General features: G+C 51.2%; 21 protein-coding genes. 11 read left to right on the forward strand and 10 right to left on the reverse strand.

Features of this window, described 5'->3' with window-relative positions:
- The first annotated feature begins 1 nt into the window (after position 1).
- From VGS11_09385 to VGS11_09400, 4 genes are all read left to right on the forward strand, one after another.
- Positions 2-3,847 carry a DNA-directed RNA polymerase subunit A' gene (locus VGS11_09385; GenBank protein HEV2120297.1) on the forward strand — a complete coding sequence of 1,282 codons (3,846 nt, stop codon included), beginning with the start codon at positions 2-4 and terminating at the stop codon, positions 3,845-3,847.
- A 12-nt stretch (positions 3,848-3,859) separates the two neighbouring features.
- Positions 3,860-4,156, forward strand: coding sequence for a 50S ribosomal protein L30e (locus VGS11_09390; GenBank protein HEV2120298.1), 297 nt, complete (start codon positions 3,860-3,862; stop codon positions 4,154-4,156).
- Positions 4,156-4,593, forward strand: a complete 438-nt coding sequence (locus VGS11_09395) for a NusA-like transcription termination signal-binding factor (GenBank protein ID HEV2120299.1) — start codon at positions 4,156-4,158, stop codon at positions 4,591-4,593. The genes VGS11_09390 and VGS11_09395 overlap by 1 nt, the downstream gene beginning before the upstream one ends.
- Positions 4,594-4,944: 351 nt before the next feature.
- Positions 4,945-5,382 (forward strand): 30S ribosomal protein S12, encoded by a 438-nt coding sequence (locus VGS11_09400; GenBank protein ID HEV2120300.1) that lies wholly within the window; start codon positions 4,945-4,947, stop codon positions 5,380-5,382.
- 371 nt (positions 5,383-5,753) lie between these two features.
- On the opposite strand, the gene gcvT is transcribed toward VGS11_09400, so the two are convergent.
- Positions 5,754-6,962, reverse strand: a complete 1,209-nt coding sequence (gcvT, locus tag VGS11_09405) for a glycine cleavage system aminomethyltransferase GcvT (protein ID HEV2120301.1) — start codon at positions 6,960-6,962, stop codon at positions 5,754-5,756.
- A 308-nt stretch (positions 6,963-7,270) separates the two neighbouring features.
- Here gcvT and VGS11_09410 point away from each other — a divergent pair, with 308 nt between their 5' ends.
- Positions 7,271-7,783 carry a hypothetical protein gene (locus VGS11_09410; protein HEV2120302.1) on the forward strand — a complete coding sequence of 171 codons (513 nt, stop codon included), beginning with the start codon at positions 7,271-7,273 and terminating at the stop codon, positions 7,781-7,783.
- A 34-nt stretch (positions 7,784-7,817) separates the two neighbouring features.
- Here VGS11_09410 and VGS11_09415 read toward each other — a convergent pair whose 3' ends face one another.
- The 5 genes from VGS11_09415 to VGS11_09435 form a co-directional block, all read right to left on the reverse strand.
- Entirely contained in the window at positions 7,818-8,996 is a 1,179-nt protein-coding gene (locus VGS11_09415; GenBank protein HEV2120303.1) for a PQQ-dependent sugar dehydrogenase, read from the reverse strand.
- A gap of 42 nt (positions 8,997-9,038) precedes the next feature.
- A complete protein-coding gene (locus VGS11_09420) occupies positions 9,039-9,494 on the reverse strand; it encodes a potassium-transporting ATPase subunit C (protein ID HEV2120304.1) in 456 nt (151 codons plus the stop codon).
- 15 nt (positions 9,495-9,509) lie between these two features.
- On the reverse strand, positions 9,510-11,636 hold the full coding sequence (locus VGS11_09425; GenBank protein ID HEV2120305.1) for an HAD-IC family P-type ATPase: 2,127 nt from the start codon (positions 11,634-11,636) through the stop codon (positions 9,510-9,512).
- Positions 11,637-11,666: 30 nt separating this feature from the next.
- Positions 11,667-13,355 (reverse strand): potassium-transporting ATPase subunit KdpA, encoded by a 1,689-nt coding sequence (gene kdpA, locus VGS11_09430; protein ID HEV2120306.1) that lies wholly within the window; start codon positions 13,353-13,355, stop codon positions 11,667-11,669.
- A 66-nt stretch (positions 13,356-13,421) separates the two neighbouring features.
- Entirely contained in the window at positions 13,422-13,736 is a 315-nt protein-coding gene (locus VGS11_09435; GenBank protein ID HEV2120307.1) for an Lrp/AsnC ligand binding domain-containing protein, read from the reverse strand.
- A gap of 233 nt (positions 13,737-13,969) precedes the next feature.
- Between VGS11_09435 and VGS11_09440 the strand changes: the two genes are divergently transcribed.
- From VGS11_09440 to VGS11_09455, 4 genes are read left to right on the forward strand one after another with little or no spacing between them, the layout of a single operon-like run.
- Positions 13,970-14,380, forward strand: a complete 411-nt coding sequence (locus VGS11_09440; GenBank protein ID HEV2120308.1) for a hypothetical protein — start codon at positions 13,970-13,972, stop codon at positions 14,378-14,380.
- The gene (locus tag VGS11_09445) at positions 14,377-14,688 is read left to right on the forward strand and encodes a hypothetical protein (protein HEV2120309.1); all 312 of its coding nucleotides are present in this window, start codon (positions 14,377-14,379) and stop codon (positions 14,686-14,688) included. The genes VGS11_09440 and VGS11_09445 overlap by 4 nt, the downstream gene beginning before the upstream one ends.
- Positions 14,669-15,508, forward strand: a complete 840-nt coding sequence (locus VGS11_09450) for an ATPase domain-containing protein (protein ID HEV2120310.1) — start codon at positions 14,669-14,671, stop codon at positions 15,506-15,508. Before VGS11_09445 ends, VGS11_09450 begins: the two co-directional genes overlap by 20 nt.
- Positions 15,509-15,521: 13 nt before the next feature.
- Positions 15,522-15,866 (forward strand): hypothetical protein, encoded by a 345-nt coding sequence (locus tag VGS11_09455; protein ID HEV2120311.1) that lies wholly within the window; start codon positions 15,522-15,524, stop codon positions 15,864-15,866.
- A 3-nt stretch (positions 15,867-15,869) separates the two neighbouring features.
- On the opposite strand, the gene VGS11_09460 is transcribed toward VGS11_09455, so the two are convergent.
- Positions 15,870-16,205 (reverse strand): hypothetical protein, encoded by a 336-nt coding sequence (locus VGS11_09460; protein ID HEV2120312.1) that lies wholly within the window; start codon positions 16,203-16,205, stop codon positions 15,870-15,872.
- A gap of 1 nt (position 16,206) precedes the next feature.
- Entirely contained in the window at positions 16,207-17,613 is a 1,407-nt protein-coding gene (locus VGS11_09465; GenBank protein ID HEV2120313.1) for an ATPase domain-containing protein, read from the reverse strand.
- A 254-nt stretch (positions 17,614-17,867) separates the two neighbouring features.
- On the opposite strand from VGS11_09465, the gene cysK reads away from it, so the two are divergent.
- Positions 17,868-18,836 (forward strand): cysteine synthase A, encoded by a 969-nt coding sequence (gene cysK / locus VGS11_09470; protein HEV2120314.1) that lies wholly within the window; start codon positions 17,868-17,870, stop codon positions 18,834-18,836.
- Positions 18,837-18,852: 16 nt separating this feature from the next.
- Entirely contained in the window at positions 18,853-19,053 is a 201-nt protein-coding gene (locus tag VGS11_09475) for a hypothetical protein (GenBank protein HEV2120315.1), read from the forward strand.
- Positions 19,054-19,085: 32 nt separating this feature from the next.
- On the opposite strand, the gene VGS11_09480 is transcribed toward VGS11_09475, so the two are convergent.
- Together VGS11_09480 and VGS11_09485 are read right to left on the reverse strand one after the other, a co-directional pair.
- Positions 19,086-19,784 carry an ABC transporter ATP-binding protein gene (locus VGS11_09480; protein ID HEV2120316.1) on the reverse strand — a complete coding sequence of 233 codons (699 nt, stop codon included), beginning with the start codon at positions 19,782-19,784 and terminating at the stop codon, positions 19,086-19,088.
- The gene (locus tag VGS11_09485) at positions 19,777-20,919 is read right to left on the reverse strand and encodes an FtsX-like permease family protein (GenBank protein HEV2120317.1); all 1,143 of its coding nucleotides are present in this window, start codon (positions 20,917-20,919) and stop codon (positions 19,777-19,779) included. Before VGS11_09485 ends, VGS11_09480 begins: the two co-directional genes overlap by 8 nt.
- Between the last annotated feature and the right edge of the window lie 20 nt (positions 20,920-20,939).

A 20,939-nucleotide genomic window follows, 5' to 3' on the forward strand; every position in this document is an offset into this window, starting at 1 on the left:
CATGGCACTTGCAACGATGGAGGAGGCTCACAAGGTTATCCAGAGCATAAGATTCACACTACTATCACCCTCAGAACTCCGAAAACTATCCGCAGTCGAAGTTCAAGCCGCAGACACATACGACGAGGACGGAGTTCCCATCGTATCAGGCCTGATGGACGGCAGACTCGGAACCCTCGAACCCCGCCAAAAATGCAAGACCTGCGGTAACACTGCTTCTGCATGCCCGGGACACTTTGGCCACATAGAACTCGCCGAGCCAGTAATCCACGTGAGTTTTGCCAAGCTCATTCACCGTCTCCTCTCAATCACTTGCCGAAACTGCGGTAGAATACTTCTAAGCGAAGAGAAGATCGAGAAATTCAAAGTACGCCACGCCGACCTCAAACAAAGACTCAACACAATACCCGACGCTTTCCTAGACGAGATCATCAAGGACGCCAAGAAAGCCCAGCAGTGCCCTCACTGCGGACAGAAACAATACCCGATCGAACATGGCAAACCCACAACCTTTCATGAAATCGTTGCAGAAGGAGGCGCAGTACGCCTGACACCTAGCACAGTCCGAGAAAGGCTTGAGCGAATCCCTGACGATGACCTGATTCTTCTTGGAATGGACCCTAAGGCGGCCAGGCCGGAGTGGGCGGTTCTTCAGGTAATGCCCGTTCCCCCTGTCTCGGTCAGACCCTCGATCACTCTTGAGTCCGGCATCAGGTCGGAAGATGATCTCACTCACAAACTCGTGGACATAATCAGGATCAACCAGAAACTACGAGAAGCTCTTGAATCCGGGGTCCCGATCAACATCATCCAGGAACTACACGAACTACTCCAGTACCATGTAACCACCTACTTCGACAACGAAGTCTCAGGTCTCCCTCCCGCGAGACACCGATCGGGAAGAGCGTTGAAGACCCTAGTTCAGCGATTGAAAGGAAAAGAAGGAAGGTTCAGAGGTAATCTTTCGGGTAAGAGAGTTGACTTCTCGGCTAGGACGGTCGTGTCCCCTGACCCGAACCTAGACATCAACGAGGTAGGAGTACCGCTCGATGTCGCAAGCCGCCTGACGATTCCAGAGAAGGCCACCGACTACAATCTCGACGAGATGAAGAAACTCATTGCCAACGGCCCTGACACATACCCTGGGTCACTTTACATCGTCCGTCCCGATGGACGAAGAGTCCGACTCGAATTCGTCACAGACAGAAAGGTTGTCGCAGAAGCTCTGCAGCCAGGCTTCATAGTCGAGAGACATCTCAGAGATGGCGACATTGTGCTCTTCAACCGCCAACCAAGCCTTCACAGAATGTCGATAATGGCCCACCGTGTAAGAGTGCTTCCCTACAAGACCTTCAGACTCAACCCAACCGTATGCCCGCCTTACAACGCAGACTTTGACGGTGACGAGATGAACTTGCATGTTCCACAAGGCGAAGAAGCCCGAACGGAAGCACGTCTGCTCATGCAGGTGCAAGACCAGATTCTATCGCCTAGATACGGCGGCCCGATCATCGGAGCAATCCGAGACTCTTTGACGGCTGCATTCCTCCTCACTCAGAAATCGACACTTCTAGATCGCCCGGATGTCTCGAAGCTTCTAGCCGCAGCTGGCTTCGAAGGACCTATGCCAGAGCCCGCGGTAACGAAGCCTGAAGAAAAGTGGACCGGAAAGCAGATTTTCAGCATTGTACTCCCGAAAGGATTCAACTTCGTCTCAAAATCCAACCTTTCAAGCTACTACAAGTGCGCGGACTGCGACAAAGGAGTCCTTCACGATTGCCCCTATGATGCGTTCATCGTGATCAAAGATGGCGTTCTAGAGCAGGGGGTCATTGACAAGGCCTCGATAGGAGCTGAAAAATCAGAGAGTCTCTTCCACAGAATAGTCAAGGACTATGGAGCCGAAGATGCACGAACATTTCTCAATGCCGTCACAAAGCTTCTCGACCGGTACATGGTACTTCGAGGCTTCACCTACGCGTTCGACGAACTGGAAATCCCGCCTGCAGTCAAGGAGAAGATCGCTAAGGCTATTGCGAAGGCAGAAGAGAAAGTCAACGAATATATTGACAGCTACCGTAAGGGAACCTTGGAACGGCTACCGGGACAGTCACTAGAAGAATCGCTAGAGCTCTACATCATGAACGAGCTCTCTAGAGCACGGGACGTTGCGGGCGATTACGCTGACCAGTACTTCCAGATGGACAACAGCGGCGTTATCATGAGCCGGGCTGGTGCCAGAGGCTCAACACTCAACATATCCCAGATGACCGCAAGCGTAGGCCAACAATCAATCAGAGGGAAAAGAATCCTCAGAGGATACAGGGGCAGAGCACTATCATTCTTCAAACCCGGAGACGCAGGAGCAGCCGCTCGAGGATTCGTCTACAACTCCTACCGAGACGGGCTTGAACCAATCGAATTCTTCTTCCACGCAATGGGAGGAAGAGAAGGACTCGTAGACACCGCAGTCAGAACCCAACAGAGCGGATACATGCAAAGACGACTAATCAACGCCCTAGAACATCTCAGGGTCGAATACGATTCGACCGTCAGAGATTCCCGAGGAAACATAATCCAAGTCCGCTACGGCGAAGACGGCGTTGACACGGCGAAGAGCGATCACGGCAAGGCCGTAAACATTGATCGACTGATCGAACGCATCAGGCTCACGATGAAGAAAGGAACTGCGGCGACCAAGGAATACGTCGAGGAGGAAGTAGACAAGGCGAACACCACTCTCTCACCACTGATACTCAACAAACTTCGACAGAGCCTGCTAAACGCGAAACTGCCCAAGTCGGCCGTGGACGAGACTGTCTTGGAGGCTATTGAGAACTACAAGCGCGCTCTCGTAGAGCCAGGTGAGGCTGCAGGGATAGTCTCCGCCCAGTCCATCGGCGAACCTGGCACACAAATGACCCTCAGGACCTTTCACTTCGCGGGAGTCCGAGAACAAAACGTCACTTTGGGTCTTCCTAGACTGATAGAGATCGTGGACGCTCGCAAAATCCCCTCGACTCCCAACATGACAGTATACTTGGACCCCAAGCACCGAGCTAGTCGAGAGAAGGCTCAGGAAGTAGCCACGCTGCTTACCCATGCTACTTTAGGGGATATCGCCAGTTCGTTCGAGTCCGATGTCACTCGGATGAGGATCGATGTAAAGCTCAATCCGCAGGCTATGAGAGAAAGAGAGATCGCAGTCCAAGACGTACGGGAAGCGGTGAAACCGCCGAACTGCGAGGTTAAGGTCGAAGGGTATCACGTAGAGATCAAATCGAAAGAGCTTGAGATTCCACAGTTCAGACGATTAGCAGGCAAGCTTCTGGTCTGGCACGTCAAAGGCTTGCCCGCTGTCCGAAGAGCCCTCGTTATCGAGGAAAAGGGCGAATGGATAGTCAGAACTGAAGGATCCAGCCTCGCACTGGCCTTCGAAGTCCCGGGCGTTGATACAAGCAGGACCGTCAGCAACAACATAAACGAGACGGCTGTCGTTCTTGGGATCGAGGCAGCCCGGAACGTGATAATCAAAGAAGCACTAGGAGTATTGGAGGAACAGGGGCTCGACGTCGACGTTAGACACGTGATGTTGGTGGCTGACATGATGACCTCTTCAGGCGATGTCCTTCAAGTCGGACGCCACGGCGTCAGCGGCGAGAAGGCAAGCACTCTTGCAAAGGCGGCGTTCGAGATCACAATCCCAACCATTGTGGATGCTGCTGTGAAAGGAATCGTGGACACTCTCAGGGGCGTTGCCGAGAACGTGATCGTCGGCCAGCAGGTGCCGATGGGAACAGGCCTGATAGAAGTCTCCATGTCGATGTCCCGAAAAGGGAGCAAGTAGAATCAGTTGGACGTGAACAAACAGATCCGAATGGCCGTTAAGACCGGCAAAGTAGAGTTCGGAAGCAAAGTCGCTCTCTCCAGTGCCTCCCTTGGAAGAGCTAAGCTCCTGATTCTTGCAAGCAATTGTCCTACCGATTTTCGCGAAAACATCATCTATGATGCGGAGCAGTCGGAGGTTCCGGTCTACGTCTTTCAGGGTAGCAGCCTGGATTTGGGTGCGCTGTGCGAGAAGCCCTTTCCAGTCGCATCGATGGTTGTTAGAGAGCCGGGGGATTCTGAGGTTTTGAAGCTGGCTGAGAACAAGTGATGCTTCAACCCAAGATCAAGCTAACCAGTGAAGAAATGAAGTACATGGCTCTCTTCGAGAGCACCACCGGAGCAACCACACAAGACTGCGTAATCGACGAAAAACTAGGACGGATAATTTTCGTGGCAAAGCCCGGCGACATGGGACTAGCGATTGGGAAGGGTGGGAAGAACATCAACCAGTTGCGCCGGATGACGAGCCGTCAGATCGAGGTCGTTGAGTACGCTGATACTCCTGAAGGCTTGATCCGGAACAGCCTATCACCTGCGAGGATCAAAGAGATACGTGTGACAGAAAGGCCGGACAAGAAGATCGTAGTTGTTGAGGTAGATGCTCAGGATAAGGCGATAGCGATCGGGAAGAACGGTCGGACTATTGACAAGACACGTCTACTTGTGAAAAGATACTTCGACATCGACCACGTCGTCGTCCAGTAACCAGACCATTCTAACTTGGGCCGTTTGGAAATCGCCCATTATCAGCCCCGATCACGATTCTGATATCGCCCCTAGATTCTGTCGCAGAATTGTTCGGGAATCACTGGGATAACCCGAGCAAACGCATTCCAATCAAAGCCTGTCGCACCCCGAATCGCGCGTCTCGCCTGGAATCACTGCCAGACGGAAAATTATTTCTAGAAAAAAGGGGTGTACTAGCGATCGCATCTCGCGACGGAGGACCGGTTTCCGGGAAGAAAGGAATCCTCCACGGCCTTGGGTCGAACCTCTCGGCGTCAATCTAAAAAGCAACCCAGCGAGCCCGTTAGCCTCCCCATAAATGGTGAATGAATGGCCAAGGCGTCAAGGGGGCTGTTTGCAGCCCAGAAGCTCAGGAAGAGGCGGAAAGAGTTCAGATGGGCCTATGCACCATACAAACGACGAATGCTTGGCTTAGACTACAAATCGGACCCGCTCGAAGGAGCACCCCAGGGAAAAGCTATCGTCCTAGAGAAGGTCGGCGTGGAATGCCGGCAGCCCAACAGCGCCGTTCGGAAATGCGTGAGAGCCCAGATCATCAAGAACGGAAAGACCGTAACCGCTTTTCTTCCAGGTGATGGAGCCTTGAACTTCATAGACGAACATGATGAAGTCGAAATCGAGGGCATCGGGGGCGCCGAGGGAAAGGCGTATGGGGATCTTCCGGGAACGCGGTACCGGGTTTTCACGGTAAACGGTGTGAGCCTGGACGCTCTCTTAAAGGGCAAGAAAGAGAAGCCTCGACGTTAGATCTATTCATAAAGAAAGATTACGGGTAATGTCTATCTCCGTTAGACGTGTCCTTGTAGGTTCGGTACCATTTTACTTATCTTTTTGAGTAAGAAATGTCCAAACGGCTTTAGTAACCATCACTAATAGTCGAGAATTCTCGGAGACATGAAAAAAGAATGGCACTAGTATGGGGTGCGGTATGCACTGACTGCCAGATACTGGCAGTGGAGAACTGCCCCCACTGTAGCAGAGACCTGTGCGAGAGGCACAGTACGCAGCACGAATGCGACCGGCTCAAAGCCCGAACCTTCGAAGTGGCCGGATAGCTAACAAAAATCTCAAACTAAGTTTGCACGAAGAATTCCCTGCCCCGCAGAATAGCTCTCGCTTTAGACTCGATGAGTCGCACCCGCAGCCGGGGGTTGGCTTAACGAGCGGTATCTTTTCATGAAGTCCTTCAGCCCCAACTCTTCTCCGAAAACGAGAACGTGATTCTCTGATCGTCGTTGATAAAAAGGAAGTTTGACAACTTCGGCCAAGACTCTCCGGTCTCGGATACCAACACTGAATGTCTCTCCAATCGCGGCTAGAGATGGAGGAACGTAGCCCATCCCAATCCCAACGCTGAGCGTGGGAGAAAATGTCCCGCTGGAAACCTTCCCGTCTACGTTATCCGCGACAATGTCTTGGCCTTGGCGTGGGATTCCCTTTTCCTTCATCCTGAACCCAACTCTAATCCTTCTCGGTCCCTTCTCCTTTAGGTTCATGATCGCTTTCCTGCCGACAAAATCCGGCTTCTCCAGACGAACAACCCAGTTCAGCTTCGCTTCGACCGGAGAAGTATCCTCGTCGATGTCGTTTCCATAGAGACACATACCTGCTTCAAGTCTCAACACGTCTCTGGCGCCTAACCCAACTGGAGAGATCCCCAGTTCCCTGCCTCCTGACAGTATCCTTTCCCAGACTTTCACGGCACTTGTGGGTTCATTCACATTCGTATTCCAGACGTAGATCTCGAAACCGTCCTCACCCGTGTATCCGCTGCGCGTCAAAAGGCACGGAATCCCGGCAACCTTCGCATCTTTTGTTCCATACCTCTCTACCTCTTCGAGCTTGACACCGGACACGTTCCAGAGGACCGCGGCTGCTCTGGGACCCTGAACCGCGAACATGGCAACATTATCTGAAATGTCAGAAAGAGTCATATCGCTTCGTGGTTTGTTCTTGTGAAGCCAATTCCAGTCCTTGTCCCGATTACCGGCATTGTATACGACGAGATATCGCATGCTACCGATTCTGAAGATGGTCAGATCGTCGATGATTCCTCCCTTTGGACTGCAGAAGAGAGTATACTGTCCTCTTCCGACCGCGAGCTTGGACACGTCGTTTGTTGTGAGCTGGTTGAGAAATGACTCCGCACTTTTTCCTTCCACTAAAATCCGTCCCATATGGGAGACATCGAATATTCCGCAGTTGTTCCGAACGCTGTGGCATTCCGGGATTATGCCTTCGAACCAGACAGGAAGTTCGAAACCGGCATAATCAACAATGTTCCCGTGCTTCTTGTGGTACTCGTAGACGTGCGTGCGTTTTGCCAAGAGTCGACCACTACTTATCTGGGTTGATTGAGTCGTGGTAGAAAAAAGAATGTGAGGAGGTTACGGACCAGGAACAACAGGGGTTTCAGGAATGATTTTCAAGTTCTCAGTGTCGAAGCCCAGCTTCTTACCGCACTTCGGACAATAACCTCCGTTCCGCTGTATGATCTCACCAGGAGTCTCTAGTTCAAGCCCAGTATAGAGGAGCTCGCCGCACTTGGAGCATAAGATTCTCTGCGGACACAAATCGGTAAGGAAGCCTCGTGAGGTCTCATGACCAAGCGCGCTATAAAAATGGTTTCAGAGTCATGCATGCACTAGGGAAAGCAGGGCTTATAATCGGCCAAGGCCACCAGTCACTCGACAACGTGGAACAGGCGATGGGATTCAGAACAGGACTCTTCAAGCTGAAGAGATCTCTCAACAACCTAGCATTCAGAATGAGCTTTGTCAAACTCGCTCCCGGCTCGAGCAGACCGCTATTACCTGTAGCCTCATTCCTGATTCTCGCCTTTACCGTTTTTGTTCTCGCGGGAGGACTATTCATTCTAGTGGGCGCTGGTACGTCTGTGAGTCTATTGAATGTGCAACAAGGTCTCGGCTTCGTCTATCCGCACGACATTAACAATCAGACTCCGGCTGAAGGAGTATTCGTCTCTCTTCTCTACGCATTTGGAGTAATCGGATTGTACATGATGTTCATGAGCACGCGAAACGCCTACCGGCCGAAGCGGGCATATGGCTTTCTCGGCTTCGGAATGCTTCTCTGTTTCGTATTCATGGCAACAGCATACTTCGTACTATACCAGAAACTAATGTGACACCGACACACTCAATTTTTAAGGGGAGCCCAACTCATTGGCTCTCGTAGATTCTTGCGGTAGCTTGAGGAGAACGTCTGCTACGATAGCGGAACGCCAAATAGCCTAACGCCGCTGTTGCGAATACTGTTACCCCGATCGCGAAGACTATGAAAATCGAGTTGGGCATCACAGGACCTCGTGATTGAACGTCGTAGGTGTAGATTCCGCTAGGAGATGTGAAGTACAGTCTTCCATTAGGTCCCATTTCAACAGCGACGATTCCACCACTTTGGGTATAGACCTGGCCCATCGAAACTACTGTTCCGTTTGAAGTGAGTTCCAGACGCTCGAGGTTTCCTGTATTCCATTCCCCAAAATAGTAGACGTTTGGAGCAACTGCGGCTATGCCTGTGGGCGTGACTACCGGATTGAAGACGACGATTGGATCTATGAAAGACGGATTGTGGCAGATCCCGAGGCATGTGGGCCAACCATAATTTCCACCCTTGACGATGATGTTGATCTCATCGTCGGTGCTGGGACCTGCCTCTGTGGCGATGAATCTTCCATTTGATGAGTCGAAGTCAAAGCCGAAGGCATTGCGTATGCCCAAAGCGTAGACAAGGCTTCCCGGGAACGGATTGTCGGAAGGAACCGACCCATCCGAATTCATTCGAAGTATCTTGCCAGTTCTGGACAATGGGTCTTGCGAAGGGCAACCTTGGTGGAACTCCCCGACCTGCGCGTAGAGTTTCCCATCCGGTCCGAACTTGATATAGCCACCGTTATGATAAGGAGGCGTGTTAGGAGCGGCGCTTACGACATCGAAAATATCGATCGGGCTTGTTCCAAGGTTACCCGTTGCGGTGTAGCGGGCGATGTGGCCGTGAGTATAGAATTGGCTATCGCGATAGGTGAAGTAGGCGTAAAGGTATCCATTGGAAGCGAAAGATGGATCCAACGCAATGCTCAACAGTCCCGATTCGCCGTCCGTGAATATTGGTGAAATCGTCGCAAAGGGAGTTGACAATAATGTTCCGTTCTTTTGAATGATCCGGATGTTCCCGGTGTCTTTTTCGTTGAAGAAGATGCGTCCGTCTGAAGCGAACTTCAAGGAGACCGGGAAGCTAAGACCGGTAATGATGCTATTCACCGGAGAGGGTGAAGATGATTGCGCACGCGGGAGAATCGAGGACCCTGTCGAGAGTGTGATCAAGAAGATGATTTTCATCCTTAACCCTAGAGGTGGAAACTTGAGTCGCGTGTAAACAACCTACTGGAAACTGTTGTAAGCCGAGTTCCCAGTTGTTTGGATCAGAGCAATGTTGAGCCGTAGAACATTCACGTAGGGAGTACCGAAGATCCAAAGTGTGCCCTCTTCATTCTGGACTACAATCTTTTGTAGCGTCTCGACCGAGACCTTTGTCGCATCGCTGATCCTCGGGATCTGAGAGTACGCATCTGGGACTGTTATGTCCGGGTCGACCCCTGAGGCAGAATCGTTTCGAGGATGGAAAAATATCGGCAGGTTGAAATTTTGAGCGATAAGGTTCGAGCCGATACTCCTGCCGTGAAACTGAAGAAGGCTCCCGTTCGCCTGTGACGGGAAGAATGCTTGGGCGAATCCGGTTATGACAAGAGGGAACACTAGCCCGCAGAGTATCAGGGAGATTACTGCCATTCTTGCCGCTGGGCTATAGTTTTGCCGAAGTTCTCGCTTGACATTCAACGTGGCTTTTTTCTCCTAGAGCACCGATATTGCTACGTCTATGAGCTTGATTCCAACGAACGGAACGATGACTCCGCCGACTCCGTAGATTAGCGTGTTTCTCAGGAAGATGGTCATAGCTCCCGAAGGCTTGAACTTGACGCCCCGCATGGCCAAGGGAATAAGGAGAGGAATGATGATGGCGTTGAAGATGAGTGCTGAGAGTACAGCAGTGTTTAGTCCAAGCCCGAGCACGTTCAAAGCTTTGAGCTCAGGGACTGTTGATGCGAACAACACAGGCATGATCGCGAAATATTTCGCTACGTCGTTTGCGATGCTGAATGTTGTCACTGCGCCTCGGGTCATCAGCAGTTGTTTTCCGAGCATCACTACTTCTATGATCTTGGCGGGATTCGATTCGAGGTCCACCATGTTAGCAGCCTCTTTCGCAGCCTGTGTTCCTGAATTCATCGCCAGGCCCACGTCGGCCATTGCTAGGGCGGGAGCATCGTTGGTCCCATCTCCAATCATTGCAACAATTCTTGTCTCGGCCTGTTCCCGCTTGACAATGTCGTACTTGTCCTCGGGTTTCGCCTCGGGCCGGTACTCATCAATTCCCACCTCGGCAGCTATGCTCTTGGCTGTGAGCGGTTGGTCGCCGGTTATCATCACCGGTCTGATGCCCATCACCTTGATCGCTTCGATCTTCTCCTTGATATCGGGCTTGAGGACGTCCCGCAATCTTACAATCCCAATCGCTTCTCGGTTTCTCGAAATGACCATGGCCGTATCTCCTGTGGCGGAAATGCTCTGGACGATCATGTCGTAATCAGCAGGAACAGACTTGACAATTTTTTTGACAGCATCAGGTGCTCCCTTGATTATCTCTATCTCATCAGATCCAACTGGGACCCCACCTTCAACGTGGGGTTCGAATTTTCTCCTAAGTCTTCCTCTTTCTCTACCCGTCCCCCCGCTCTTGGGAAGCATGAACCCTGTTCCACCGGATAATTTTACGCCACTAGTCCGAGTGCTGGCGCTGAATTCGTAAACCTCAGACGCGTCCAGAGCGTTTAGCTCCTTGGGCACGTAGCCCATCTCGTAAGCCAGCCTGATGAGGCTTCTCCCTTCAGGCGTGTCATCGTGCCAAGAAGCAAGGAACGCGGCCTCGCCCACATCTCTCTCAGCAAATACGGGAAACGGCAAAAACTCAACCGCCTGTCTATTTCCGACAGTGATAGTCCCGGTCTTATCGAGAAGAATAACGTCAGTATCTCCAGCAGTTTCGACTGCGCGGCCAGATTTTGCTACGATTTTTTCCTTGTAGAGCCTTGAGATGCCTGATAAGCCGATCGAGGGAAGGAGTGCCCCTATCGTTGTCGGCAAAAGGCAGACGTAGAGAGCCATCAACACTGAGAGGTCTGCCGCGAGGCTCAGAACCAGAGATAGACCCAACAGAGCCACGACGAGGATCGTGAAGATTGCCGTGAGTCCTATCAGGACAATGGTCACGGCTTGTTCGTTCGGGGTCTTCGGTCTCTTGGATGATTCCACCATCCTAATCATCTGGTTGATGAAGGTCTCATCAGGGTTGGCCGTAACTTTCGCCGTCAGCGTGTCGCTGAGAATTTGGGACCCCCCGATCACGTCATCCCCTGGTGCTTTTCGGACCGCGGTGGATTCTCCTGTTAAGAGGGACTCGTCAACCATGGCGATTCCCTCCAGGACCTGTGCGTCAATGGGGACGGTGTCATTTTTCTCTAGAAGAATCAGGTCGCCCTTTCGAAGCTCCCTAGAAGGAGTTGAAACGATTCGTCTAGACCCTTCTTCGATGAGAACCTTCTTACTTGATACCTCCATCTCGAGTCTTCGAAGACTGTTCGCCGTGTTCTTTGCCTGGCTCTCTGCAAGCGCGTCGGACAGAGTGCTAAACCAGACTGTAATCAGAAGAATCAAGGCAACCTCGACGTAGAATACTTGTAGGGAATGGCTTGCAACCCTCGGGAATCCGTAGGGATAGATTGCCATCGCTGCGACGATTAAGAAAGTGATCTCCACGATCAACATTACTGGGTTGGCGATTAACCTCCGGGGGTCCAGGCGGATCAAGGAGTCTATGAGCACTTTTCGGGAAAACAATCCCTGGCGCCGGACCAGAACCATTCTACCGATTCGCGTTGTCACGATCTTCCCCTAGAATCCGTTCATTCGTCCTTGGAAAAATTCTAGAATTGGGCCGAGTGCAAGGAACGGGAAGAAGGTAAGAAGGACGAGGACGAGGATACTTCCCACGAGGACGACAGAGAAGAGGATGCTGTCTGTCTTCACGCTTGCCTCTGTCGTGAGTCTCTTTCGGCTTAGCATAGAACCGCCCAGCGCGAGCAATAGCCCGATAGGCACGAACCGTCCGAGAAACATAACCAGCGCTGTCGAGATGTTGAAGAATGGTGTATTGGCCGATGCCCCGAGAAAATCGCTACCGTTGTTGGAAGCGGCGGATGTGAACTCGTAGAATATCTGTGTGAAACCTGTCGAGTTAGTCCCGACGCCGATTGCACTTGCAGCCCCAGTCCAGTAAGCAAGGACTGTCGGTACTAGGATTATGATAGGGTGGACGAGAAATGCGATCATAACCAGTTTAACGTCTCTCGAGGTTATTTTCATCCCAAGATACTCTGGTGTCCGGCCCGACATCAGGCCAACGATGAAAATGGTGAGGACGATGAACATTACCATGTACATCACCCCGACCCCCTTCCCGCCGGGAGTCGCCTGGATCAGCATTCCATTGAATGCTGAGAGTATGACCAGAGGGTTCACGCTTGACAGGGATGCGTTAACTGAGCCGGTTGTTACCGCTGTGGTCACGACCGTCCAGAATACTGAGAAGAAGCCTCCGAAACGAACCTCCATTCCTGGGCCTACAAGAGGAAAGCTGGGAGTGAAGGCGATCAAGAGGTTGAGTGCAAACAGTGAGTAGGCACCCCACAGAATGGGGCGACTTTCCCGTTTTCTGCCGATTAGCTGGCCGAATACAAAACAGAGCGAGGTAGGAATGAGTAGCATCAAGAAGATCTGGAATATGTCAGACGCAGGGTTCGGGTTCTGGAAGGGATATGCCGAGTTCGCTCCATAGTATCCTCCTCCATTTGTGCCCAGCTGCATGATGCTAACAAGGGAAGCGACAGGTCCGACCAGGATCGTCTGTGTCGCCCCCTCCACAGTACTCGCGATCTTCACGTATCCTGTCAGAGTTTGAGGAACTCCAAGTCCCACGAATATCAAAGACGCCACAAAGCAAAGTGGGAGAAGTATTCTCGTCAAAGATCTCGTGAAGTCGACATAGAAGTTGCCCAAGTCCTTGGAACGGGCGACAAACCCCCGAATCATTGCGACGGCCACGGATATTCCCGTAGCTGCGCTGGTGAACTGCAAGAACTGGACAGCCATCATCTGGCTAAAATAGGAAAGACCAGGAACTCCGAATAGGCTGCTGCAATTCGGAAGTTGAATGCAATTCCCCTCTCCATTGTAATGTTGAAGGTTGGTATTCGTCGCGAAGCTGATGACCTGCATAAGCGCCAAGTCCCACGAGAGACCTGGAAACCCTTGAGGGTTCAATGGAAGTACGCCCTGCAATGTGAAGATTGCAAATGCGATTACCATCTGGAAAATATTTACAAAGAGTGCTGCGAGAAAGTACTCTTTCCAACCCATTCCCCGAGCTGGGTCAACTCCGATTAGTCGGTAGATTGCGCGCTCGATTGGGTTGAGTAACTTGTCGAGACGACTAGGTGTTAAAGTGAAGACTCTAGTAATGTGGGGAGCCAGAAGACGGCCTGATAGGATAGCTATGATCAGAATCGTGATGAGTATGAACAAACTGCTCAGGTTGATCAGCCGCTAACCACCTCCTTGTAACGGCCCCAGCGTTCAAAGGAAGTTAATCTATTTCCGGTCCCTGTAAGAAGCCGCAACGGCCGAGGTCGCGTTCAAAATATCGCCGTTAGCCCCAGAACCCTTGTGGGTTTTTAGAACGATCGAGCTTACCGTGCTCTTAACGCCCTTAACTTTCATTATCTTATTCTTGAGGACGTCCCGAAACTCCTCAATGTCTGATGCCGAGACTACGGTAACAATGTCAAACTCGCCCGTGACCTCGTAGAGGTCGACTACCTTGTCGAGACGGGAAAGGGCTTGCACTACGTCGTCCATGTAGGGCGACTCAACAAATATGCTTACGAACGCGATTAGCGACGCCATGTTGTCTCGACCGGCCTCGCACCCGCGGCTGTGGCGCTAATTTATGCATTTCTTGCGAGAAAAACGAGCTATTTGCGGCTTACTCGAAACACCTTCCACGCATGTGTTTTTTTGACCCATATTTTCATGTTCGCCGCTAAATTCGACGCAATAGGCGCGCGTGTCGTAACAACTAACATTCCAAGGACAGGGTTACAACGAGCTTATCCTTCTATGGGTTGTCAACGAAACAAATGAGCAGGAGCCTAGCTCTAGCCATGGGTTCGTCCGGTTCAACAATGCCTCAGGACGACTTCCGAACAAACTGGAAGACAAGCCGAACCAACTCAAGACTGGCTCAAGAGAAGACTTTCTCATCGATGTTGCAGCTCAGCATCGGCGAGGGGATTAGATCCGCTTTAGGCGAAGCCATCCTAGGAGTTCTCAGCGGCCAAGGATTATTCAATGAAGCAACAGACCCGAAAGAGTTTCACAGGAAATTACAATTGGTTTTCGGTAACGGAGCAACGGTCCTTGAGAAGGTCATCGTCAAGGATCTACTCAGAAAACTGAATGTTCAGTACAATCCTCAAGAACGCTTCGACTATGGGGAGGCCCTTGAGTTGGCAAGGGAAGCCTGCAAGGCGGAGGGGCCGACGAAATGAGCGCCGCCCAGATGCTGGAAACGCTTCTCGCGTCAGAGATTACGGGAGACCTCCTTGTCCTGTTTCACCGCAATCCTGGGCTCATCGATACTCTCGACAGCGTCGCACGTCGCATCGGGAGAACAGGGAATTCGATCGAAGAAGATGTGCGGGGGCTGGTTCATCTCGGGATCTTAAAGACAAGACGGATTGGTCGCTCTGAGGTCTTGCTCCTGGATCGCGCGAGGGACCGAGAAGTATTGGACGCCATCGCGAAACATCTTAGGAATCTAGAAGGAGTGGAGAAAATTGACAACACCAAGTTCTAGAACCGGAGTCCCTGGGTTCCCCCAATTCTTCGCTGGAAAAAGCGGGGAAGGTGGCAGGGTCCGGTCCGGAATAGTTGATCTGGACGAGATGTTGCATGGAGGATTTATGGAAGGTGATGCAGTGATGCTTGCTGGAAGTGCGGGCTGCGGAAAGACAACGCTAGCCCTCCAGTACTTGGTTAATGGAGTCAAGTTCGGAGAACCTGGAATCTACGTATCCTTTGAGGAGATGCCTGACCAGATTTACCGAGACGCTAAGAACTTCGGATGGGACCTACGCAAGCTAGAGGAAGAGAACAAGTTCAGAATGGTATGCACGTCCCCGAACTTGTTGTTAGAGTCGGAAGGGGAGAGTCTGCTTGACGAATCCTTCCGAGATGTTCAGCCAAGACGAATGGTTGTGGATTCGCTGAGTCATCTTGCAATGTTCGTCAAGGAGGGCGAGCTTAGACGAGAAGCGTACCGATTGATCATGCATCTCAAGACCAAGGGGATAAGCTCCATGATGATTTGGGAGTCTCCACAGATGGCAGGTGGATCGTTCTCAGTCACAGAAGTAGGATTGAGCTTCCTGGTGGACTGTATCCTTGCACTGAAGCCCGTCGAGATAGAATCCTCAATGCGCAAGGCTTTGGTGGTTCTGAAGATGAGGGGAAGTGACCACGACAAACGGCTCAGAGAGTTTGAGATAGCTCCGACAGGAATCAAGATAGAATCCGCATTCACGAACTATGAAGGACTCATCACCGGCTCGCCGAGAAGGGTGGCCTCGGAGAAATTCATGGATCTCTTCCGCGGGGCCGCGGAGAAACGGAAATGAGGCTGTAGGAAGAATGCTAGATCCTATTGTCTTACCAACGCTTTACTTCATAGCGGTTTTAGAGCTCATCTTCCAAGCCGGGGTTGTATTCTATGCCTACAAAGTTACAAGGATAACAGGCTCGTTTCGAGCGTGGACTATGATAATCGCGGCATTTTCCCTATTGACTATTCAAAGCGTCGTGGGATTGGTCCTGACACTCTCTCTGCCAAGAGATCAATTGTCCAACCTGATAAGCTCAGTCGGGGAGACCACCACTATCCTCAGCTCAACGGTCACCGCTATAGCGGGAGCACTTCTCTTCATTGGGGTTTTCGGACTTGCAAGGCGATTCGAAAGTCAGGCAAAACCAGCTTGATTCTTAGTCTGTCGCCTTATTCTTGCTGCGTCCCTTACTTGAAAGATAAACAATCTCGGCCAGATTTCTGCCTCTGGCCTCGTCAAGAGGGATTTCATTCGTCTCGACTAGTCTCGCGATCACTAGTTTCTCTATCACTCTTGCTCCGTATCCTAGAATGGCATGGAGCGCAGTGAGGAATTCGTCCATTCTCTGAGGTGTCTCTTCCAACGAAATGGAATATCTCTTGTGGAGATAGAGTAGAACCGAGTCTCTCGTACTTGAACCAAGCGCGCTGAGAGCGGCGTCGATAGATTCTATCAGCGGGCCATCTAGCGATGTACGTACCGCGGCGGCCAATCTAGGAAACCTGGACTAGCTCAATCTGAGCGAGGGCACCGTAGTTTGGATGAGAGACACCATAGTAATCGGTTCTGGGCTTCACACCTAACAGACAAAGAACGCCGTCATACTGGGCAAGTCTCAAATGAACATCAGAGGCGCTGGCAAGTTCTCTCAACGTGCTGGAGAATGGCCGAGCTATCGATACGATGATATCGCCAGCATTTCTTACCTTGGCGATAGTCTCGATGATTAGACCCTGCATCGCAGGAAGATCCTTTGCGTATCTGGCCTCCAATGCGTCGAAGCCGATTATGCTCAGCAGCCGGTTTTCCGGCTTCCTCAGCTTCTTAGCGGTCTTCCAGAACATGTCAAAAGGTTGGAGGACTGTTGCACCTCCAAGGTCCACTGTGTTCGGACCACCCTTTCCCGTGATGTCGAAGATTTGAACTGAAGCAAGTCCCTCCGGAACAGACTTTCTGAGAGAGTCTTGCAATTCTTCAGGGTACATTCCATTGACCGGGACGCAGATGACTTGGTCGCCAGACTTTACGGTGTTTGATATTATCGGAGTAAGAAAACTCATCAGAGATGGTGACGATACGTCTTCTCCAACCTCCAAGAGGATATGACTTCCCCGCTTGAATCCTCCTCCAAGAATCGCATCGAGACCTGCGATTCCCGTTGATGAGTGCGATGCCGTATTCTTGATGACAGGATAGGAGTGTCCGTTGTTAGGATGTGAAGAGTCGAATGGACTCAACATGCGAAATCCGCCATCGAGGGTGAACATATGCTCTCTCCTTCCTATCTTTGTCCCACGTAATTTGTGAATGACCAAGTTTCTGATAACTCTCCCGTCGATCTCCTTCTGAGTGAACTTGAGGACTCCATCCGCCACGAATTCCTCAATCCCTAGACCCAACCTCGAAGTGCCAACTGGAACCTCGGAGATCAGGAGGGTCGTGCATTCAGCCTGTCTGATTACTTTTCCAAGAATTGTGTGAAGTATTGACCGAGCCTCAATCAATTGAGGGACCGCTTGGGCCATAGCAGAAAAGGAATCAATTACAAGCCTAGACGCTTTGAAGTCAAGAACTGCGTCCACTATAGACTGGGTTACAGCCGGGATTCCCTCGTTCTTAACCGTTAGAAGGTCCATGTAGAGGAACATGCCCTCTGCGTCGGCCTTCGCGAAGTCCAAACCATTTCGCGCCATTTCAGAAAAGAACGCGTCACGACCTTCTGCGAAAGAGACATAGATTCCCTTGTCGCCCTTGAGAATTCCCTCGTAAAGGAACCTCGCACTGAAGGCTGTCTTACCCGACCCAGGAGTTCCAGCCACAAGAAATAGACCTGCTTTCGGAAGCCCACCCTCTATCACACTGTCTAGTTCAGGAACGCCCGTCGGGACCCGTTGCGACAATTTTACAATCACGCGTCAAGTCTGTTGGCAAATCACGAAAGTTAAGGGTCGTGATACTTCACACGATGGTCCGTAGTAATCTCATAGATGACCCTGGAGATAGTGTGTGTTTCGCTCTTGGGCCTTTACCTGAAATGAATGATTACCTCGCCGACCAGTAAATCCTCTGTTTTGGAGCAAACTGAAGATGTGCGAGTTTGCATATTCAGATAAACAACCTTGATGAAAGATAACGAAAGGAAGCCTTTGCCTCAATGGAAGTTCACAAGTCCATACTGGATGTCGTAGGAAACACGCCTCTTGTCCGGTTGAACAAGGTCTCGAAAGGCGTCAAACCTACGATCCTTGCCAAGTTGGAAAATCTCAACCCTGGTGGAAGCGTTAAGGATCGCATAGGAATCGCGATGGTTGAGCTAGCCGAACAAATGGGTCTCCTAAAGCCCAATGGAACGATCATCGAGCCCACCTCAGGAAACACCGGAATTGGACTCGCAATGGTTGCATCTGTGAAAGGATACAAGATGATCTTCGTAATGCCAGACAAGATGAGCGAGGAGAAAAGGAGCATACTTCGAGCATACGGTGCAAAAGTGGTGGTAACACCCACCAACGTTCCACCGGAATCTGCTGAACACTATACAAAGGTCGCGCAAAAGCTGGCGCGAGATATTCCGAACTCATACATGCCTAACCAGTACGAGAACCGGGCAAATCCCGATGCCCACTATCGGACAACAGGACCCGAGATATGGCGTCAAACTGAAGGTAAGTTAGACGTTTTTGTATGCGGAATGGGAACCGGTGGAACCATCACTGGAACAGGCCGGTTTCTGAAGAGCAAGAAAAGAAACCTGAAAGTCGTCGGCGCCGATCCTGAAGGATCCATTTTCTATCCGCGCTTTTACAGACAAGGTGAAAAGTCACACCAGTACATGGTAGAAGGGATAGGGGAAGACTTCATGCCCGGAACACTTGACATGTCGATCATAGATGATGTGATACAAGTCTCTGACACTGATGCGTTCCAAATGGCTCGACGACTCGCCCAGGAAGAAGGGATCATGGTGGGAGGATCAGGAGGAACAGCAGTGCAGGCCGCCTTGAGGGTCGCACAGCGATTGGACGAACGCAAGACGATTGTCACATTGCTCCCTGACACGGGCCGGAACTATCTCAGCAAGTTATTCTCAGACAAGTGGATGAAAGAACAAGGCTTCCACTAATTTAGGTGGACATAGTTTGAGAGATAGGGACGTGATGAACCTGCTAGATCAGCTTGAGCTCTACGTTCTCGACATCGGAAAAGATAGAGTAACTCAGAAAGACTATTGGCATTTCATCTACAAGAGCATGAAGAGCGGGTTGCTTATGACGAAGGCCATGGAGAGACATCTGCAATACAAACTGAACGAGCTGGAAATGCAGGGCTCTCAACGATGAGGGCCACGAGCGCTTTCTAGTTGGCCAATAGCCTACGATTGTGATAAGAAGCCAGCCGCTACCCGGCCCGCGTTTAGGAACAGCCTGAGAGGCGTTTCTTGCACAATCTCAAGGTTATGCGTCGCGATGATGAAGCTCACATCATCGACTAGCATTATGTTCGCGACAAATTCCATGATTATTCTCGAGTTATCTTGGTCTAGGTTCCCGGTTGGTTCATCCATCAATACAAGACGCGGCCCATTCGCCAAGGCTCTCACTATCGCGACTCGTTGTTGCTCCCCTGCGCTGAGTTGAGAAGGGCGGCGCTTCTCCTTTCCAGCCAGACCTACTCTGTTGAGAAGCTCACTTGCCCTTTTCTTCATTTCATCCTCAATTATTCCGTCGAACATCATGGTCAACTTGACATTCTCCAGAACAGTCAACTCCTCGACCAGATTGTAGTTTTGGAAAACAAACCCCACCGCGCTCCGTCTTATCTGGGAAAGTCGACGCTCATCCATATTGGAGATTTCGATTCCATCCAGCATCACCCGGCCAGATGTTGGCTTGTCAAACCCGCCTAGAATGAACAGGAGAGTGGTCTTTCCAGACCCTGATGGACCGTAGACAGCTAGAATCTCCTTCTTGCGAATCTCAAGACTTACGTTATCGAGAGCGACCGTTTTCTCTGGTCCGGCCCAGAATGTTTTGTTCAGTTCAACGGCTCTGAGAACGGATTCTTCACCCAAACCTAAAGACCTCCTGAGGCCGAACCCGGGCAATTCTTAACGCCGGATAGATGGAGGCCACGAAGGAAACGGAAAATGCTAACAAAACGGCAAAGAGAAACGTGGAGGGCACCAGAATAATGCCGACGCTGACATTCTGGACTATTGGTATCGAGATGAATTGAATGGCCGCGTAGGATATTCCAAGCCCGACCGTAGTTCCCAGAGCCCCTAGTAAGAGAGACTCATACAGGACCAGCTTGACTATCTGGTTGTAAGATGCTCCTGTAGCCTTGAATATCGCAAACGCTCGCATTCTTTCGCGAAGGTTGTTGAGATTTGAGTTCATCATTCCCAAAACAACGCCCAGAGTCACAATGGCTGTTATGTCAGAGGCTATGCTCTCCAGAGAGGCGAAAATTGGCGAGACCTTGGAGGGAGCCTCGCTACTCCGAAAGGCTTCGACTGTCGGCATTAGGCTCCTGATCTGGTCTATCTCATTGTTGACATTTCGTGAGTCCCGAGCCGTAGCAACGATCATCGAAGTGCCGTTCACCATACCGATCATTTGTTGCGCGACCCTATGGGGTATGATAACAGAGTAGTCCATCCAGCTGTTGGTAAGGTATATCCCAGAAACCCTGTACGTTGCTCCATTGAGCTGTGTGGTATCTCCAGCGCTTTTTCCGACAGTGGCAGCTAGCGCTTTCCCCATTGCGAGCATTCCGGTCTGGTTGGAAGTTATCATAATGCCATCAACCATGCTATAGTTGAGAAGAGAGTGTAGTTGCGCGGGAACTACACCCGCGGCGAGTGCTTCAGCCGATTCAACTGTCAATAATGCGAGCGTGACTGGCGTCGCGAAAGAAATCCCTGGGATTTCCTTGACTATCCCAGCGTAGGACTCAGGAATCTTGCTAAGTAGGGGATAGGAGGCGCCCTTGCTCCACACGTCAATTTCTCCACCGAGTGAGGACACGGTTCCAGACAAGTTCACTTCCAGAGTTGAAACGAGAGACTGGACCGTGACGTACGTAAGGATGAGAGCTGCTAACCCGACAATTGTAAGGATAGTGCGCGTTCTGCGGCTGGCGAGGCCTTTGGCTGTGAAGCGGAGGAGGCCGAAGGAGGTCAAACCGACTCTGACCCTGACCAACCTTGCATGGCCTTAATGGG

The sequence above is a fragment of the Candidatus Bathyarchaeia archaeon genome (assembly GCA_035935655.1).
Classification (GTDB): Archaea; Thermoproteota; Bathyarchaeia; order 40CM-2-53-6; family 40CM-2-53-6; genus 40CM-2-53-6.

What these genes read in the sequence shown, in the direction of transcription:
- VGS11_09440 (HEV2120308.1), top strand. Translation starts at nt 13,970, where the DNA reads ATGAGCAGGAGCCTAGCTCTAGCCATGGGTTCGTCCGGTTCAACAATG.
- VGS11_09435 (HEV2120307.1), bottom strand. Translation starts at nt 13,736, where the DNA reads ATGGCGTCGCTAATCGCGTTCGTAAGCATATTTGTTGAGTCGCCCTAC.
- VGS11_09445 (HEV2120309.1), top strand. Translation starts at nt 14,377, where the DNA reads ATGAGCGCCGCCCAGATGCTGGAAACGCTTCTCGCGTCAGAGATTACG.
- VGS11_09425 (HEV2120305.1), bottom strand. Translation starts at nt 11,636, where the DNA reads ATGGTTCTGGTCCGGCGCCAGGGATTGTTTTCCCGAAAAGTGCTCATA.
- VGS11_09455 (HEV2120311.1), top strand. Translation starts at nt 15,522, where the DNA reads ATGCTAGATCCTATTGTCTTACCAACGCTTTACTTCATAGCGGTTTTA.
- VGS11_09400 (HEV2120300.1), top strand. Translation starts at nt 4,945, where the DNA reads ATGGCCAAGGCGTCAAGGGGGCTGTTTGCAGCCCAGAAGCTCAGGAAG.
- VGS11_09415 (HEV2120303.1), bottom strand. Translation starts at nt 8,996, where the DNA reads ATGAAAATCATCTTCTTGATCACACTCTCGACAGGGTCCTCGATTCTC.
- VGS11_09410 (HEV2120302.1), top strand. Translation starts at nt 7,271, where the DNA reads ATGCATGCACTAGGGAAAGCAGGGCTTATAATCGGCCAAGGCCACCAG.
- cysK (HEV2120314.1), top strand. Translation starts at nt 17,868, where the DNA reads ATGGAAGTTCACAAGTCCATACTGGATGTCGTAGGAAACACGCCTCTT.
- VGS11_09385 (HEV2120297.1), top strand. Translation starts at nt 2, where the DNA reads ATGGCACTTGCAACGATGGAGGAGGCTCACAAGGTTATCCAGAGCATA.
- VGS11_09395 (HEV2120299.1), top strand. Translation starts at nt 4,156, where the DNA reads ATGCTTCAACCCAAGATCAAGCTAACCAGTGAAGAAATGAAGTACATG.